The following is a 14,313-nucleotide window of genomic DNA, read 5'->3' as shown; positions in this document are numbered from 1 at the left end:
TGTTCAGCGGCGGCGGCGCCGGTGCGGCTGACCGGACCGCTGCCCGGACGCGGACTGCCTGGACTGGGCGGGTCGACCCACCTGGGCGGGCTGACCGACCTGGGCCGACTGGCCGGACCGCTGGCCGGCCTGCGCGGGCTGACCCGCCTGGACGGACTGGCCGGACCGCTGGCCGACCTGCGTGGGCTGACCCGCCTGGGCGGACTGGCCGGACCGCTGGCCGGCCTGGGTGGACTGGCCGGACCGAGCGGACTGGCTGAACCGCGTCGTCTGCTTCGACCGGCCCGTCTGGCCGGACCGGTTGGTCTGGCCGTCGAGCAGGGGCGAGCGGAACACGCCGTCCGGGTCGTACCGCTTCCACAGCCGGCGCACCCGGGCGCCGGTCTCGCCCGGGTAGATCCGCGCGAACGCGGCAGGGTCCGGTCGGCTCTCGAAGTTGACGTACTCGCCGTCGGCCCGCGCGCCGACGGCCCGCCAGGCGGCGTCCAACGCGCCGTGGCCGTGCGGTGGGAACGTCGAGGCGATGACCAGGGTGTTCTGATGCCGGTGTCGGTAGGCCGTCGCGTCCGCGGCGACGTCGTTCACCGCTCCGCCGACCGAGCGCAGTTGGATCACCGCCCGCCCCGGCCCGGTGGTCGCCCGCATGACCGCCCGGGCGACGGCCGGGTCCAGGTCGGCGAACAGCCCGTTGGTGGTCGTACCCCGTTGCTGCCCGACGTTCGGTTGCAGGTGCGCCGTCGGCACCAGCGTCGGGTAGGGCAGCAGGTCACTGCGGTGTTCGAGCACCTTCCCGATGGCCAGCAGCGGCTCCACGACGGGCCGGACGCGCCGCAGGCTCTCCGCGGCCACCACTGCGGTGACGGACATGAGCGTCGAGCGGCCCTCGGCGAACAGCACGGCGGCGGCGGACAGCTCCCGGGGGGCCCGTGCCAGGTAACTCGCCCACTCGTGGACGGTACGGCCGTCCGGGTGGGCCTCCACCACCAGCTGCGCCACGCCGACGTTGCGCTGCTCGGCGGCCTCGATCTCGAACGCCACCACCACACCGGCCCCCGCGCCGGCACCCCGGACCAGCCAGAACAGCTCGGGTTCGTGCGCCGCGTCCGCGCGTACCAACGTTCCGTCGGCGAGCACGACCTCCACCGCGCGGACGCGGTCGATGGTGAGGCCGTGGGCGCGTACCAGCCAGCCGACGCCGCCGCCGGTGGCCAACCCGCCGACGCCGACACCGCCGTAATCGCCCGAGCTGACCACCAGGCCGTACGGGGCCAGCGTCTTCGCGACGTTCGCCCAGCGGGCGCCGGCCTCGACCCGGACCAGCCCGGCCCGCTCGTCGAGCACTCGCACCCGGTTGAGCATCGACAGGTCGATGACGATCCCGCCGTTGTTCGAGGAGGCTCCGGAGAAGCCGTGCCCACCACTGCGTACGGCGATCGGCAGCCGCTGCTCCCGCGCGTACCGGATCGCGTCGGTCACCTGAGCGGTGGTCTTGGGCAGCAGGACGGCGGCCGGCGAGGCCATCGTCGTGTACGTGGAGCGCAGCTGCGCGTACCGACGATCGCCGGGCGTGACGATCTGCCCGGTCAGCGACTGAGGCACCCGGCCCAAACCCATACCCCACCCTCCCACCCCACCCCCTCGCTCCCCGCACGGTGATCAAGAGGTCTGCGTCACCACACCCCGTGTCCGGTGACGTAGACCTCTTGATCACCAGGGGGAAGGGGGCCGGCTGGGGGGTTTCCGCCCGGAAGTGTCGGTCGTGGCGGGTAACGTCCGGCCACCAACTCAAGAAGGGGTGCGGCGATGGCGAGCGTGGCGGGTCGGGCGACGGCATCGACACCTGGCGCGTTCCCGCCGCTGCCCCGCGCCGTGGTGCAGTCCTTCTACCGCCGGATGCGGGCCGTCGCGCCGGCTGCCGTCGGTGCCATCGAGCGGGACCGCGCGGGTGACCCCGAGCGGACGTTCGCCGACACCGCCTGCGGCCGGCTCGCCCGCTCGCTCGACGACGCCGGTCTGCGGGCGCTCGGCATGTGGACACACCACTGGTGCATGCGCTTCTACGACGACGACACCCGGGCCGCCAGGCGGTTGGTCTGCGAGATCGCCGCCCGGCCAGGGCTGGGCTGGACGGCCGACGAGGTCCGCTGGATGCTGCGCGAGTCGGTCTGGGCCGGGCCGGGCGCCGCCGAACGGTTCACCCTGCCTCGTGCCGCCGCGGCGCAACTGCCCGCGACCGACCGTCCGTTCGACGAGCTGCCCCCGGAGGCCCGGGTGCCCCACCAGCGCCGGCCCGACCGATCGTGTTGATCATGAGGTTGGCAGGTTCGTTGATCCCCACGAGCGTCGCCAACCTCATGATCGTCGCGCGGAGGGCGACGGGATCGTGTCCGGGTCGTTGCGGCAGGATGGGTGCCGGCCCCACCGAGGAGGAACCCGATGCCCGCCAGCGAACCGACCATCCTCGCCACCAGCATGGGCTTCTTTCGCGGCGGTCGAGGGCCGCTCGACCTGCGCCCCAGCCCGATCTTCGAGCTGGCGGCCGAGCTGGCCGAGGCCGGTCCGCAACCGCGGATCTGCTACCTCGGGCAGGCCATTGGTGACCAGCCCACCTCGTTGGCCGCCGTCTACGGCGCGTTCGCCGACACCCGGTTCCGCCTGTCGCACCTCGCGCTGTTCCCGATGCCGAACGTCGACGACGTCCGCGCTCACCTGCTCGCCCAGGACGTGATCTGGGTCGACGGCGGCAGCGTCGCCAACCTCGTCGCGGTCTGGCGCGTACACGGGCTCGACGAGATCCTGCACGAGTGCTGGCAGGCAGGCGTGGTGCTGGCCGGCGTGTCGGCCGGCTCGATCTGCTGGCACGTGGGCGGCGCCACCGACAGCTTCGGCCGCCGCCTGCGCGGTTTCACCGAGGCGTTGGGCTGGCTGCCGTACGGCAACGGCGTGCACTACGACAGCGAGGCCCAGCGCCGACCGCTGATGCACGAGCTGGTCGGCGACGGGACGCTACCCACCAGCCACTGCACCGACGACGGCGTCGGCCTGATCTACCGGGGGACCCGGCTGGTCGAGGCGGTCGCCGACCGCGAGGGCGTCTCGGCGTACGAGGTCAGCCGCGCCGCCGACGGCACCGTCGCGGAGACGGTCATCACCCCGCGCCTGCTCGGCTGAGCACGGGTCACACCCGGTCCTCGAACGCGGCGCACACGGTCGCCCGCACCTCCGGTCCGTCGATCGCCCGCAGCAACTCCCGGGCGAGGGCGATCTGGTGCCCCTCGTCGACCGCCCTGTCCATCGGGGTCAGCTCCACCCGCCACCGGAAGTAGAGGTAGTCGTCCTCGTCGGTCGCGGCGAGCCGCGGGTCGGCGGCCTCGTTGGGGTTGATCTCCAGCAGGTTGCCGCGGACGTCCACCGAGTCCCGGCGGTAGGGCACCGCGTCGGGCAGCCGGGTGCGGATCAGGTCGAGCAGCTCCGCCGCTGTGAGCGGGCCGTCGACCATGATGAGGAACTGCAACGTCGTCTGCACGTCTGCCACCTTGCCAGATGCGGAACCGCTCAATCGAGCGGGAGGAACGGGCCGTTGTCGAACTTGCCGCCCCGGCGCAGCACCGAGAACTGCACCTTGTGCGGCACGTGCGAGTCCATCAGCTCGCGGCGCAGGTGGGTGAAGTCGGTGCCCAGGTCGAAGCTGGCGAGCTGACCGTTCTCGTTGATCCGGCGCAGCATCGTCTTGCGCAGCCGGGTGCCGTCCGGTGCCCTGGACAGGGACCGTTCGGCCAGGTCGAAGAACGTCTTGTCGTCGACGATGAGCGCCACGTCGATGTCGGAGTCCGGGCGTGCGGTGCCGCGTACCCGGCTGCCGTGGGCGACCAGGTCCCCGTCGGGCAGCCCGGCCTGCCGTTGCGTCTGCCGGGCGCCCCGGGCGAAGCGGGTCCACTGGCGTTCGGTGAAGCCCTGTGGGACCCGGCGGGCGGCCCGGGTGGTGGCAGCCTCGGCGGCCTCGCCGGCCACATCGTCGGCCCGCCGCATCATGCTGCGGGCGGCCTGCGCAACGATGCCCCGGGCAGCGCCGGTGGCGCCGTCCGGCAGGTCGCGCCGATGCCCTGTCATGTCGGCTCGCCGGACCGCCGGCGGCGCAGTACTGCGTCGAAGACCTGCGCCAGCTCGGCGGCGTCTTCGCCGGCGTGGTGGGTGTGCGGCACGTCGTGCAGACCCAGCTCGTGTTTGATCTTGCCTTTGCGGGTCTGGACCCACTCGCTGCCGGTCAACCCCATCCAGTAGCTGCGCAGGTCGACGCCGGAGCCGGTGGCACCGAACGGGCTGTGGCCGACGAAGCGTACGAAGTACCAGTGCACGAACATGCCGTCCCAGACCGCGGGCGCGGCGAGGAAGACCGGCCGACCGATCCGGCGCAGCCCATTGACCCAGGCCGCCGCCGCCGACATCGCCGCCTCGGCGGTGGGCGCCTCGCGGAGCAGGCGGTCCCGGTCCAGGCCCGACACGGCGAGCGCGGCCGGAACGAACTCGTCGGAGATGGGCCGCAGCTCGGTGTAGAACGCCAGATCCGGACGGCCGGCCACGGCCATACCCAGCGAGATCATGCTGTACGGGCCGGGAATCGGTCCGTCCGCCTCCACGTCGACGCCGATGTACAGCTCGGGCAGGGGAGCGGTCATCCCAGCACCACGCCGATGGCCTGGTCGATCAGCATGTTGAGGACGATGTCGGTGAGCTTCTTGAAGACGGGGATCTCCAGCAGCGAGGCACCGAACGTCGGCGCGGCCGTCGCCAGCGCCTGGATGATCTGCACCAACAGGATGACCAGCTGGACAATCACGTTGATCTTCAGGGCGAGGACGATCAGCGCGCACACGAAGAGCGTCGCGGCGACCATCTGCGCACCGGTGCCACCGTCGCGGAGCACCGACATCGCCGAGCCGTCCGCCTCCCAGCGCTCCTGGAACGCGGCCAGCGCGTCGCCCTGGTTGCCGGTCAGCACGCGCTGAGCGGCGGCCGTGCCCTCCGCCGCCGCATTGTTCAACGAGTCGGCCATCTCCATCCACATCTGGCCGAGCTCGAACATCTTCGTCTCGTCCGACTTGGGCCACGTGTATCCCAGCTCGTTGAGCAGGCCGGCGAGTTCGCCGGGCAGCATGATGCCCATCGACCCGCCTACCAGCTCATCGTCGTGAACTGGGCGTCGTTGTCCTGCTCGACCAGGTCGTACTGGTCGGCCATCAGGCTCAACCCGTCACCGAAGCCGCGCAGGCCGTCGACCACCGACCCGAGGCACTCCGCCGCGATTTCCTCCGCCACCTGGTACGACATGCCGATCAGACCACCCACGTCGTCGTCGCCGAAGATGTCACCCATCGCGGCCGTCCGCGCGCGCAGCGCCTCCCACTGCGCGGCCAGCTGCTCGGCCACCGTCGTCAGGTGGCTGCCGCCCTGGCGCAACGCGGGCGGATGCACCTGAAGGTCCTCGCGCACGCCATCACCTCGCTGCCTGCTGGATGCGCCGTACCGCGTCGGTGAGCGCATCGCTCATTGCCGCCATGCTGCGCACCGACTCGTTCTGCAACTCGTCGAGCTGCCGGCCCAGGGCCACCGGGTCCACATCAGGCGCGTCCGTGGCCTCGCCGGCCTGGAGCCGCAGGTCGTCCAGCGCGGCGTTGACCGCCAGGGTGATCTGCTCGCCGAGCATGTCGGCGCCCATCCGCAGGGCTCGCGGGTCCACCGTCACCGACTCGACGCGTTGGCCCACCGCAACGGCCTCGACCTGACCGCCCGCCGCCGACCCGGTGCCCCGCGCCGGCCGGACGTCCGGGTCGTCGGGCACCCCACCTGTCGACCGCATCGACGCCAGTGCCTGTCGGGTCTGTTGGAACAGTCGGTCGAAATCCGTCACCTGGTCCACATCGCCCCCTAACGTCGTATGCGACATCGAGAGGGTAGCAACGGCGAACCACTGTCGGGACCCGCCGAGGCGCGACCACGGCCGGCGCCGGGGCCGGCCGAATCGGAGCCGCGTGGACCGGCCCGGCCGGCACCGGCGTAAGCTGGCCCGTCGTGAGTCTCACCATCGGCATCGTCGGCCTGCCCAACGTCGGCAAGAGCACGCTTTTCAACGCGTTGACCAAGAACGACGTGCTGGCGGCGAACTACCCGTTCGCCACCATCGAGCCCAACGTCGGCGTGGTCGGGCTGCCCGACGACCGGCTCGGCAAGCTGGCCGAGATCTTCTCCTCGCAGAAGGTGCTGCCGGCCCCGGTGTCGTTCGTCGACATCGCCGGCCTGGTTCGCGGCGCGTCGAAGGGGCAGGGCCGAGGCAATGCCTTCCTGGCGAACATCCGCGACGCCTCGGCGATCTGCCAGGTGGTCCGTGCCTTCTCCGACCCGAACGTGGTGCACGTCGACGGCAAGGTGTCCCCGGCCGACGACATCGAGACGATCAACACCGAGCTGATCCTCGCCGACCTGCAGACCCTGGACAAGGCGCTGCCCCGGTTGGAGAAGGAGGCCAAGCTCCGCAAGGACCGCTCGGCCGCGGTCGCCGCCGCGAAGGCCGCCATCGAGGTGCTCGACGGCGGCACCACCCTGTACTCTGGGGCCGCCGCCGCCAAGATCGAGCTGGAGCACCTGCGCGAGCTGCACCTGCTCACCACGAAGCCCTTCCTGTACGTCTTCAACGTCGACGAGGCCGAACTGGCCAACGAGACGTTCCTCGACGAGCTGCGCGCCCTGGTCGCCCCCGCCGAGGCCGTCTTCATGGACGCCAAGATCGAATCCGAGCTGGTGGATCTGCCCGAGGAGGAGGCCCGCGAGCTGCTGGAGTCGATCGGGCAGAACGAGCCCGGCCTCAACCAGCTCGTCCGCGTCGGTTTCCGTACGCTCGGCCTCCAGACGTACCTCACGGCCGGCCCCAAGGAAGCGCGCGCCTGGACCGTCCCGGTCGGCGCCACCGCGCCGGAGGCCGCGGGTGTCATCCACTCGGACTTCCAGCGCGGCTTCATCAAGGCCGAGGTGGTCTCCTACGCCGACCTGATCGAGCACGGATCGATGGCGGCGGCCAAGGCGGCGGGCAAGGTCCGCATCGAGGGCAAGGAGTACGTCATGCAGGACGGCGATGTGGTGGAGTTCCGCTTCAACGTCTGACCCCCGCCCGCTTTGCCCGAAACAGGCCCTAACCGTTGATCGTCAAGATGATCAGTACCGGCAGGGTCAGTAGGTAGGCGCTGCCGCGGACCCGGAACGCCTGGTCCATGGCACGACCTGACGGTCCACGACTACCGCGGTCACCCTTCCACTGCCTCATCGCGTACGGCGAGCTGGTCAAACCTGATCCGCGCAGTCGTCGGCGCGGCGTCCCCATCGGTCCGCACCTTCAGAGTGGCTGTCGGACTGACAGCGTCCTCGACGATGACCACTTCCGTCGCACCGGCGGGCAGATCCGCCGGCCATCCCGCGTCGTCGGTCGGCTCGCTGGTCAGGAGACGCGCGGTACGTCCATTCAGGCCCGTGTCGGTGGCCCGCACCGGCCGCCACGCCGCCGACGTCGGCCTTGCCGGCTGTTCGACGGGCACGCGCCGGTGGTGCTCGCTCGCCGGCCGGTCTTCGGCAGCGCCTGGGCCGGTCACTGGCCGATCCACATGTGCAGGAGGTCTTCTTCGTTCACGATGCGACGCTCGGATAGTTCGGCGAGCAGCTCCAGATGGACGGGTCCGTCGACGATCTCCGCCCGGTCGGGAAGCAGCGCCCCGCCGAGACCCAGGGCCGGGACGAAGCCGTAGATGGTGTCGGGTCCCACCGGGCCACGCAGTGCGAGGATCCGGTCGAACAATGGCTTCTTGTCGGCGCCGTGCAGGTCGACACTGCGGCGGTCCTGGCACATCAGCATCGCGTAGAGCCGGTCATTGCGGCCATCGTCCGTCAGCACGCGGTCCGGCCGATCCGTGTGGACCACCCACCCGTACTGCGCGGTGATCGTCAACCGTGAACCCGTCTGCTGCCCCCACACCTGCAGATCGCCGAACGCGCTGCGGCTCACCGCAATCCATCGTTCCTCTCTCGGCAGGGCAAGGCCGTTCGTACAAACGTCGACCGCCGGCTGCCACACCTCGGGATCGCACAACCAGAACAACCCGTTACCGAAGCCGGCGAAGCCGTACCTACGCCAGTACGCCAGCAGCAGATCGGGCACCACACCTGCGAACTGAGCCAGCCGGCTGGCATGGACCGGAGTGGAATGGGTTGGAGGCCCCCACCTCTCAGCCAATTCCGCTACGTCGTCCTGCGCCATCGCCGCGCCCTCCCCTCGTGTCACGAATCAACTTCCTGCCCGATCAGAGCGCCGCAGTCCACTCGCCGAGCCCGGGCCGGCGACGGTCGAGGTACGCGACCAGTTGCCGGTCTCCCACGACGAGTCGGTGGTGGTGCGGGAGACGAACCTGGCATCGTAGCCGGGCCTGATCAACTCGGATTCCTGGAAAGCGGGTTCTCGGGGCGGCCGGGACACCGCGACATCCAGAAATCCGAGAGGATGGGCGCCGTGGAGGAACGGATGTCGCTCAGCTCGTCGTTCGGTTCGGCGGCGTCCGCGTACGCCCGGCATCGCCCGGATTACGCGCAGGCCGCGGTGCGGTGGGCGCTTGAGTTCGCGCCCGGCCCGCGAGTGCTCGACCTTGGTGCCGGCACCGGCAAGCTGGCCGCCACGTTGGTCGCCGTTGGCGCGGACGTCGTCGCGGTGGAACCCGACCCTGCGATGCTCACCGAGCTGCGCCGCGCGATGCCGGCCGTTCGTGCCCTGCCGGGGAGCGCCGAGGCGATCCCGTTGCCGGACGCGTCCGTCGACGCCGTGGTTGCCGGCAACGCCCTGCACTGGTTCGACATGGCCGTCGCGGGGCCGGAAATCGCCCGGGTCCTTGCGCCCGGAGGTGTCCTGGCAGGCCTGTGGAACATCATGGACGACCGGATCGGCTGGGTCGCCGACCTCGAACGGGTCAGCGGAAGTGCGGCGATCGGCCCGCGGGACACCCTCACCAGGTGGCGCGCGGCGACCGCCGGCATGCTCATTCCGAGCGATGGCGTGGCGGTCCGGTTCGGTTCGGCGGAGCAGGCCGACTTTCCGCACGGACAGTGCCGCACCGCGGACTCCCTCGTCGCGACGCTCGCAACCCGGGCCGGCATGCTGGTCATGCCGGAACCGGAGCGGGAGGCGACTCTCGGCCGGATTCGCGACTTCCTCGGGAGCAGGCCCGAGACCGCCGAGGGCGAGTTCACCCTGCCGATGCTGACCGGCGTGCTGCGCGCCCGCCGGCGGTGACGATCGGCAGCTCTACTCGCGGTCGACGGGCTTGTCGGCCATCCACAAGGGATCGGCTGAGCCCTGCGTTGCGTGTTCACTCCTGACTCGCCCCTCCCGTTGGCGTTCCCGCACCCGGCGCAGGTCGTAGATGGCGGCGAAAGGGCCGAGCACACCGAGGAGGACGAACAGAGGCCCCACTCGGTATTCACCGTCGACGGGGTTCAACCGAAGCAGGCCCACCGCTGCCCACAGTCCCACCACGGGCAGGAGCATCGTCCCTACGATCTTGACGCCGCGAGCAACGCCCGAGCGGACGGCGAGGACGCCGGTCGGGATCGCTACCAGCGCGGCGAAGAGCATGCCGCCGACGACGACGAGGAAAACGGGATAACTGACCGACACGCGCGGCAGTCTAGCGAGCACCGCTCTCGTTCAATGCCCCGTTGTCGACGGCTCCCATCGGCTATGGGGGACAGCCCCCGCGGGTCACGACACGATCGTGACACGCAACTAAAGGTTGCGCTGGAGAGGTGGTCGTCGTACGTTTAAGCAACCAAAGGTTGCACGTCGGCGCAGGCGACAAGGGAGTCTGAAATGGTGGACATTCTGCATCAGGTCGGCGTCGTCGCCCCGCTCGCCGACGTCTACCGGGTGGTGGCGACTCCCGAGGGCGTCACGGGCTGGTGGTCGATCGACGCGACCGGAGAGAGCGAGGTCGGCGGGCGGTTGGCCGTGCGGTTCGGTGCCGACGGTGGGTTCGACCTGAAGATCCTGGAGCTGGATCCGGCCGGGCGGGTGCGGTGGCGGGTCGTCGGTGGTCCCGACGAGTGGATCGGCACCGAGGTCGACTGGCGCTTCGACTCGCGTGGGACGTACACGATCGTTGATTTCACGCACGCGGGTTGGCGCGAGCCGACCGCCCTCATGCGCGAGTGCAGCACCAAGTGGGCGATCTTCCTGATGAGCCTCAAGGAGCTCGTGGAGACCGGGCGCGGCAGGCCGGCGCCGGACGACGTCCAGATCAGTGACGGGCACTGACCTCTGTGGCCCCCGAGCTCTGCGCGTTCCGCCGCGCCACCCTGAACCCGGCGGCGGCCAGGCCAAGGACAACTATCGCCACGGCGCAGAGCAGCAGCGTCGGGCGTGCGCCGATGGCACCGACCAATGGGCCGCCGACCATCGTCCCGAGCGGCACCGCGAGCACGAGGACTGCGCCGTTCGCGGCGAGCACCGCGGGGAGCTGCTCGGTGGACGCGGTGCGTTGGAACAGCGCCATCGACACGGACATGTACGGCGCCCAGATCAGGCCCGCCAGGGCGAACCCCGGCAGGGACAGGCCGACAGGTGCGCCCAGGCCGAGAGGCAGCATGGCGACGCCGAATCCGATGACGATGCCGATGGTGGTGGCGCGTAGCGGCCAGCGGCGGAGATGCCCGGCCACCACGCCGCCGACGAGGCCGCCGACGCCGAAGGCGGTGTAGTAGACGCCGAGCAGCGTCGCGGACGCGTGCAGGTCGTCGGTGATGTGAATCGGCATGGCGACGTACACCGGGCCGAAGAGGAAGAAGAACCAGAGGCTCAACACCAGCAGGCCCAACAGCGCGGGCTGACGGCGGATGACCGTGAAGCCCGCGCTACGCGAGGCGCTGCGCTCGTACCGCTGGATTGTCTGGGTGCCGGGTAGGGCGAGGCGATAGGTGAGCGCCAGCACGGCGAACGTCGCGGCATCGATGGCGATGACCCATACCGGCCCCGCCCAGCCGATCAGGATGCCCGCCAGCGGCGGGCCGACGATCGTGGCGAACCCGGAGATGGTGGTCAGCACCGCGTTGGCCGGCAGGTGGTGGCGCTCGGGCAGCAGCTCGGCGATCAGGGTGAACCGCCCGGCCGAGCCCCACGAGTGCAGCAGCGCGGAAGCGGCGAGCAGGACGACGTACAGCCCGATGGTGAGCATGCCGGCGACGTGGGCGATCGGGATCGCCGCGAGCGCGGCGGCCCGCAGGATCGCGTCCCAGCCGGCGAGCTGGGCGCCGCCGCGCCCGCGCAGCCACCGACCGAAGATGACCGTCCCGGCCGCGCTGGGCAGGGTGTACGCGGCCACCGCGAGCGCGATCCACAGGCCGCGCTGGTCCTGCGGCGCGAGCTGGATGGCCAGCCAGGTCACCGCGACCACCGCCATGCCGTCGCCCAGGGCGGACACCGCCAGCCCGGGCAGCACGCGCCGCAGCAGGGGATGACTCACCACCGGCCAGTAGGGCGAGGTACGCGGGAAACGAGGCATGCAGACAGTTGACCCGGCGGGGGTCCGGTCGGCCAGCGAAGACTGCCGACAGCAGAATCAGCCCGGAGCGAAAGGTCGCCGGCTCGCACGTCCGGCTGACCATCGACCGCCATTTGATCGGCTGGGATAAATTCCCTCTCGTGGCGAGCCGAGGGTTGAAACGACAGCCGAACCCGATGTACGTCAGGGATTATGTTCGGCTGATCGTCTCCGACACGGAGATGGATGCGGACATGACGCGGGAGTTGCTGTGGCGCCTGCTGGACGCGCGCCATCGGATGGTCTCGTTGATGAACCGCGCGTTGATCGGCACTCTCGCCGCGGGTGCCGCCTTCGAATTCCTCAACCGGGGCCTGATCTCCGAAGTCTCGGGCGTTGGCATGACACTGGCCAAGCTGGACCCGCTACGGCTCCTGCTGCCGGCGGTGTTGGCGTATCTGTTCCTGCGCGCTTCGGTGCTCTCGCGGGAGGCCAAGCTGCTCGACGAGTGTTTTCAGGAACTCGTTCGTCAGCGCTATCCCGGCTTCTTCTCCTCGAACGTCAGCTTCCTGTTGAGCCCGTCGGCCGGCTTCGCGGTCGGCGAGTTCCCCGCTGAACTGGCCAGCATGAGCGCACGGACACGGGCGGTTCATCAGGCGGTGGTGGGCGTGGAGCTCGTCATCATGAGCTTCGCGCCACCCGTGCTCATCATCTACATGTACGTTCAGCTCTTTCTGCACGTGGGGCCGGCCAATCCAGCGGTGTGGATCGGGCTTGTCGTCTCGACCCTCGTGCTCGGCGCGACCTACGCGACGCTGTTCATCGAGGCGAATTCCGGAAGGACAGGCACCCCGGCGCAGCCCTGCAATCCGGAGCCGGCCCCTCCAGCGCCGCGCACCCCTCGGTAGCGCACCGAACAGGCCCGGTGATCGACTCGGGTTCCGGGAAGGTGGGGTGTCAGACGCGTCTGGACACCACGGAATCCCGGAACCCGAGTCGATCGGCCGCCGCTACTCCGCCCGATAGACGGAGATGTGGGACGGGCTGTCCGCCGTGAACGGCCGTCGGTGCCAGTCGGCGTACCGCTCGGTGAGCCGGAGCCCCGCCTGCCGCGCCATCTCGTCGATCTGGTGCGGCCAGGCGTACCGCATGGCGAACGGCTTCAGGTGCACACCGTCACCGTCGAAGGTGATGGTCTGGCGGATGAACCGCTGCGCCGGCCGGTCGTACCGATGCAGTCGGATCGTCGCGGAGTCCTCGGTCACCTCGCGGACCTGCACCTGCTCGTCGGCGTCGAAGCTGCGCGGGTCGGGCACGAACGTCTCGATGACGAACGCTCCGCCCGGCGTCAGCACCCGGGCGACGTTGCGGAAACAGTCCGCCTGCCGCTCGGCGTCCACCAGGTTGAACAGTGTGTTGAAGACCAGGTACGCCAGGCGGAACGGACCCGCCACCTGCACGTCGGCCATGTCGCCGACGACCACGGGGATCTGGTCGCCGCCGGGCTTGGCCCGCATCTGCGCCACCATCTCCTCGGACGCCTCGATGCCCTGCACGCTGAGACCGCGCTCGGCGAGAGGCAGCGCGACCCGGCCGGTGCCGATCGCCAGTTCGAGGACCGGGCCACCGTCGGCCAGATCCGCAAGGAAGTCCACGGCCGGCGCCGGGTCGGGGTTGCCGGGGCTGTCGTAGCCGGCGGCCCACAGCCGGCCGAACAGGCCGGGATCGTCGAAGACCGACATCAGCGGCCTCCGGGGTTGGTCAGGGGGTCAGCGGCGCACTCCCGCGCCGCGATGGTCGGAGCAGAGCTGCTCACGAAGCCTCGTTTCCTCAGGTCGGATGACGTTCGGTCGGGGGGACTTCGTCGAGTACGGCATGGTGGCTGCTCCTTCCGCGCGGCTGTGGCCTGAGCACACCAGAGACGCCGTGAGCCCGGCAAGGCAATAAACGCCCACCGGGCCCGCGGTCGTGGGGGTGATCAGGAGATGTGGTGCAGGATCACGTTGTGTACGTGGTGACTCTTCTGCGCGCCGCGGAACTCCACCTCGTAGGTGTGCGTGCCGACGTGGATCGCGATCGCGCCGGTGGAGAAGAACGTGCCGCCCCACGACTTGTTGCTGACCACGCTCACGCTGGTGATCTTCGAGTACGGGATGCTGGTGATCGCATGCCGCTTGCCGACGAAGGAGCGGTCCTGGATGATCACACGCCGGTCGGTCAACCCGATGAACCCGGTGCCGGTGCCGACGGCGTCGTAGACGGCGATGATCTGCTCGCCGTCGAGCAGCCCACTTTCGATCTGCTGGACCTGCTCCTTGCGGTCGTACGCGATGTTCGCCATGCCACCCAGGCTAGAAAACCGGTGCCAACGTCCCCGGGTCGCTGGTCAGGATTCGGTGACCGCGCGGTACGCGTCCTCGATGCGGGCGGCCAGCAGGACCTCGCCCTCGGTCAGCGGCTCGTCGTTGCCATGCCCGACCCGGATCTGGGTGCTGTCGGACCGGCGACTGATCTCGGGACGCAGGTGCAGAGCGTCGGCGACGACCTTGACCCGTTCAGTCAGCGCCGCGTGTTGGGTATCGTCGATCACGAGCGTTCGCCGGATCTGTTCACCTTCCCGCGTCCAACCGGTTAGCAAGGTCAACGCGTCGGACAGGTAGTCGTGCTTGGCTCGGCTGTTGAACAGCACGCGCATCACCGCACCCCCCAAGCGCCGTTGCCGGCTTGTGGCCAAATCGTCGCCATCCCG

General features: G+C 70.2%; 20 protein-coding genes. 6 read left to right on the top strand and 14 right to left on the bottom strand.

Annotation, left to right across the window (positions count from 1 at the left end):
• Positions 1 to 3: 3 nt before the first annotated feature.
• Positions 4 to 1,599 (bottom strand): FAD-binding protein, encoded by a 1,596-nt coding sequence (locus AB0K10_RS05525; protein WP_363680239.1) that lies wholly within the window; start codon positions 1,597 to 1,599, stop codon positions 4 to 6.
• Between the two features lie 204 nt (positions 1,600 to 1,803).
• On the opposite strand from AB0K10_RS05525, the gene AB0K10_RS05520 reads away from it, so the two are divergent.
• Positions 1,804 to 2,307: a hypothetical protein gene (locus tag AB0K10_RS05520; protein ID WP_363680237.1), complete on the top strand. Its 504-nt coding sequence runs from the start codon at positions 1,804 to 1,806 to the stop codon at positions 2,305 to 2,307.
• Positions 2,308 to 2,436: 129 nt separating this feature from the next.
• Positions 2,437 to 3,171, top strand: coding sequence for a peptidase E (locus AB0K10_RS05515; protein WP_363680235.1), 735 nt, complete (start codon positions 2,437 to 2,439; stop codon positions 3,169 to 3,171).
• A 7-nt stretch (positions 3,172 to 3,178) separates the two neighbouring features.
• On the opposite strand, the gene AB0K10_RS05510 is transcribed toward AB0K10_RS05515, so the two are convergent.
• From AB0K10_RS05510 to AB0K10_RS05485, 6 genes are read right to left on the bottom strand one after another with little or no spacing between them, the layout of a single operon-like run.
• Complete coding sequence (locus AB0K10_RS05510) at positions 3,179 to 3,526, bottom strand: hypothetical protein (RefSeq protein ID WP_363680233.1); 348 nt, start codon at positions 3,524 to 3,526, stop codon at positions 3,179 to 3,181.
• A gap of 29 nt (positions 3,527 to 3,555) precedes the next feature.
• Complete coding sequence (locus AB0K10_RS05505) at positions 3,556 to 4,110, bottom strand: nucleotidyltransferase domain-containing protein (protein ID WP_363680231.1); 555 nt, start codon at positions 4,108 to 4,110, stop codon at positions 3,556 to 3,558.
• On the bottom strand, positions 4,107 to 4,676 hold the full coding sequence (locus tag AB0K10_RS05500) for an exonuclease (RefSeq protein WP_363680229.1): 570 nt from the start codon (positions 4,674 to 4,676) through the stop codon (positions 4,107 to 4,109). Before AB0K10_RS05500 ends, AB0K10_RS05505 begins: the two co-directional genes overlap by 4 nt.
• Positions 4,673 to 5,164, bottom strand: coding sequence for a hypothetical protein (locus AB0K10_RS05495; protein WP_358103990.1), 492 nt, complete (start codon positions 5,162 to 5,164; stop codon positions 4,673 to 4,675). Before AB0K10_RS05495 ends, AB0K10_RS05500 begins: the two co-directional genes overlap by 4 nt.
• A gap of 8 nt (positions 5,165 to 5,172) precedes the next feature.
• On the bottom strand, positions 5,173 to 5,490 hold the full coding sequence (locus AB0K10_RS05490) for a type VII secretion target (protein ID WP_363680224.1): 318 nt from the start codon (positions 5,488 to 5,490) through the stop codon (positions 5,173 to 5,175).
• A gap of 4 nt (positions 5,491 to 5,494) precedes the next feature.
• Positions 5,495 to 5,908 carry a YbaB/EbfC family nucleoid-associated protein gene (locus tag AB0K10_RS05485; RefSeq protein WP_363680222.1) on the bottom strand — a complete coding sequence of 138 codons (414 nt, stop codon included), beginning with the start codon at positions 5,906 to 5,908 and terminating at the stop codon, positions 5,495 to 5,497.
• A gap of 161 nt (positions 5,909 to 6,069) precedes the next feature.
• On the opposite strand from AB0K10_RS05485, the gene ychF reads away from it, so the two are divergent.
• The gene (gene ychF, locus AB0K10_RS05480) at positions 6,070 to 7,155 is read left to right on the top strand and encodes a redox-regulated ATPase YchF (protein WP_363680220.1); all 1,086 of its coding nucleotides are present in this window, start codon (positions 6,070 to 6,072) and stop codon (positions 7,153 to 7,155) included.
• A gap of 140 nt (positions 7,156 to 7,295) precedes the next feature.
• On the opposite strand, the gene AB0K10_RS05475 is transcribed toward ychF, so the two are convergent.
• A complete protein-coding gene (locus AB0K10_RS05475; protein ID WP_363680218.1) occupies positions 7,296 to 7,583 on the bottom strand; it encodes a hypothetical protein in 288 nt (95 codons plus the stop codon).
• A 50-nt stretch (positions 7,584 to 7,633) separates the two neighbouring features.
• The gene (locus AB0K10_RS05470; RefSeq protein ID WP_363680216.1) at positions 7,634 to 8,299 is read right to left on the bottom strand and encodes a GAD-like domain-containing protein; all 666 of its coding nucleotides are present in this window, start codon (positions 8,297 to 8,299) and stop codon (positions 7,634 to 7,636) included.
• A gap of 261 nt (positions 8,300 to 8,560) precedes the next feature.
• Here AB0K10_RS05470 and AB0K10_RS05465 point away from each other — a divergent pair, with 261 nt between their 5' ends.
• A complete protein-coding gene (locus tag AB0K10_RS05465; protein WP_363680523.1) occupies positions 8,561 to 9,322 on the top strand; it encodes a class I SAM-dependent methyltransferase in 762 nt (253 codons plus the stop codon).
• A gap of 12 nt (positions 9,323 to 9,334) precedes the next feature.
• On the opposite strand, the gene AB0K10_RS05460 is transcribed toward AB0K10_RS05465, so the two are convergent.
• Positions 9,335 to 9,706, bottom strand: coding sequence for a hypothetical protein (locus AB0K10_RS05460; RefSeq protein ID WP_363680214.1), 372 nt, complete (start codon positions 9,704 to 9,706; stop codon positions 9,335 to 9,337).
• Between the two features lie 192 nt (positions 9,707 to 9,898).
• Here AB0K10_RS05460 and AB0K10_RS05455 point away from each other — a divergent pair, with 192 nt between their 5' ends.
• Positions 9,899 to 10,342: an SRPBCC domain-containing protein gene (locus AB0K10_RS05455; RefSeq protein ID WP_363680212.1), complete on the top strand. Its 444-nt coding sequence runs from the start codon at positions 9,899 to 9,901 to the stop codon at positions 10,340 to 10,342.
• Here the strand turns inward: AB0K10_RS05455 and AB0K10_RS05450 are convergent.
• Positions 10,326 to 11,585, bottom strand: a complete 1,260-nt coding sequence (locus AB0K10_RS05450; protein WP_363680210.1) for an MFS transporter — start codon at positions 11,583 to 11,585, stop codon at positions 10,326 to 10,328. The two genes, AB0K10_RS05455 and AB0K10_RS05450, sit on opposite strands and share 17 nt — an antisense overlap.
• 140 nt (positions 11,586 to 11,725) lie before the next feature.
• Here AB0K10_RS05450 and AB0K10_RS05445 point away from each other — a divergent pair, with 140 nt between their 5' ends.
• On the top strand, positions 11,726 to 12,472 hold the full coding sequence (locus tag AB0K10_RS05445) for a hypothetical protein (protein WP_363680208.1): 747 nt from the start codon (positions 11,726 to 11,728) through the stop codon (positions 12,470 to 12,472).
• A gap of 102 nt (positions 12,473 to 12,574) precedes the next feature.
• Here AB0K10_RS05445 and AB0K10_RS05440 read toward each other — a convergent pair whose 3' ends face one another.
• The 3 genes from AB0K10_RS05440 to AB0K10_RS05430 all read right to left on the bottom strand — a co-directional run bounded on the left by AB0K10_RS05440 (position 12,575) and on the right by AB0K10_RS05430 (position 14,259).
• A complete protein-coding gene (locus AB0K10_RS05440; protein ID WP_363680207.1) occupies positions 12,575 to 13,306 on the bottom strand; it encodes a class I SAM-dependent methyltransferase in 732 nt (243 codons plus the stop codon).
• A 236-nt stretch (positions 13,307 to 13,542) separates the two neighbouring features.
• The gene (locus AB0K10_RS05435) at positions 13,543 to 13,905 is read right to left on the bottom strand and encodes a PH domain-containing protein (RefSeq protein ID WP_007464929.1); all 363 of its coding nucleotides are present in this window, start codon (positions 13,903 to 13,905) and stop codon (positions 13,543 to 13,545) included.
• Between the two features lie 45 nt (positions 13,906 to 13,950).
• Positions 13,951 to 14,259, bottom strand: a complete 309-nt coding sequence (locus tag AB0K10_RS05430) for a 4a-hydroxytetrahydrobiopterin dehydratase (protein WP_007464924.1) — start codon at positions 14,257 to 14,259, stop codon at positions 13,951 to 13,953.
• Positions 14,260 to 14,313: the final 54 nt, after the last annotated feature.

The organism is Micromonospora sp. NPDC049274 (genome assembly GCF_040678875.1).
Taxonomy (GTDB): domain Bacteria; phylum Actinomycetota; class Actinomycetes; order Mycobacteriales; family Micromonosporaceae; genus Micromonospora.
This window is presented reverse-complemented; position numbering and strand designations above follow the sequence as displayed.

Coding starts and splice junctions, on each gene's coding strand:
- AB0K10_RS05520 (WP_363680237.1), top strand. CDS start 1,804: ATGGCGAGCGTGGCGGGTCGGGCGACGGCATCGACACCTGGCGCGTTC.
- AB0K10_RS05430 (WP_007464924.1), bottom strand. CDS start 14,259: ATGCGCGTGCTGTTCAACAGCCGAGCCAAGCACGACTACCTGTCCGAC.
- AB0K10_RS05495 (WP_358103990.1), bottom strand. CDS start 5,164: ATGGGCATCATGCTGCCCGGCGAACTCGCCGGCCTGCTCAACGAGCTG.
- AB0K10_RS05455 (WP_363680212.1), top strand. CDS start 9,899: ATGGTGGACATTCTGCATCAGGTCGGCGTCGTCGCCCCGCTCGCCGAC.
- AB0K10_RS05465 (WP_363680523.1), top strand. CDS start 8,561: ATGTCGCTCAGCTCGTCGTTCGGTTCGGCGGCGTCCGCGTACGCCCGG.
- AB0K10_RS05435 (WP_007464929.1), bottom strand. CDS start 13,905: ATGGCGAACATCGCGTACGACCGCAAGGAGCAGGTCCAGCAGATCGAA.
- AB0K10_RS05515 (WP_363680235.1), top strand. CDS start 2,437: ATGCCCGCCAGCGAACCGACCATCCTCGCCACCAGCATGGGCTTCTTT.
- AB0K10_RS05505 (WP_363680231.1), bottom strand. CDS start 4,110: ATGACAGGGCATCGGCGCGACCTGCCGGACGGCGCCACCGGCGCTGCC.
- AB0K10_RS05500 (WP_363680229.1), bottom strand. CDS start 4,676: ATGACCGCTCCCCTGCCCGAGCTGTACATCGGCGTCGACGTGGAGGCG.
- AB0K10_RS05440 (WP_363680207.1), bottom strand. CDS start 13,306: ATGTCGGTCTTCGACGATCCCGGCCTGTTCGGCCGGCTGTGGGCCGCC.
- AB0K10_RS05450 (WP_363680210.1), bottom strand. CDS start 11,585: ATGCCTCGTTTCCCGCGTACCTCGCCCTACTGGCCGGTGGTGAGTCAT.
- AB0K10_RS05470 (WP_363680216.1), bottom strand. CDS start 8,299: ATGGCGCAGGACGACGTAGCGGAATTGGCTGAGAGGTGGGGGCCTCCA.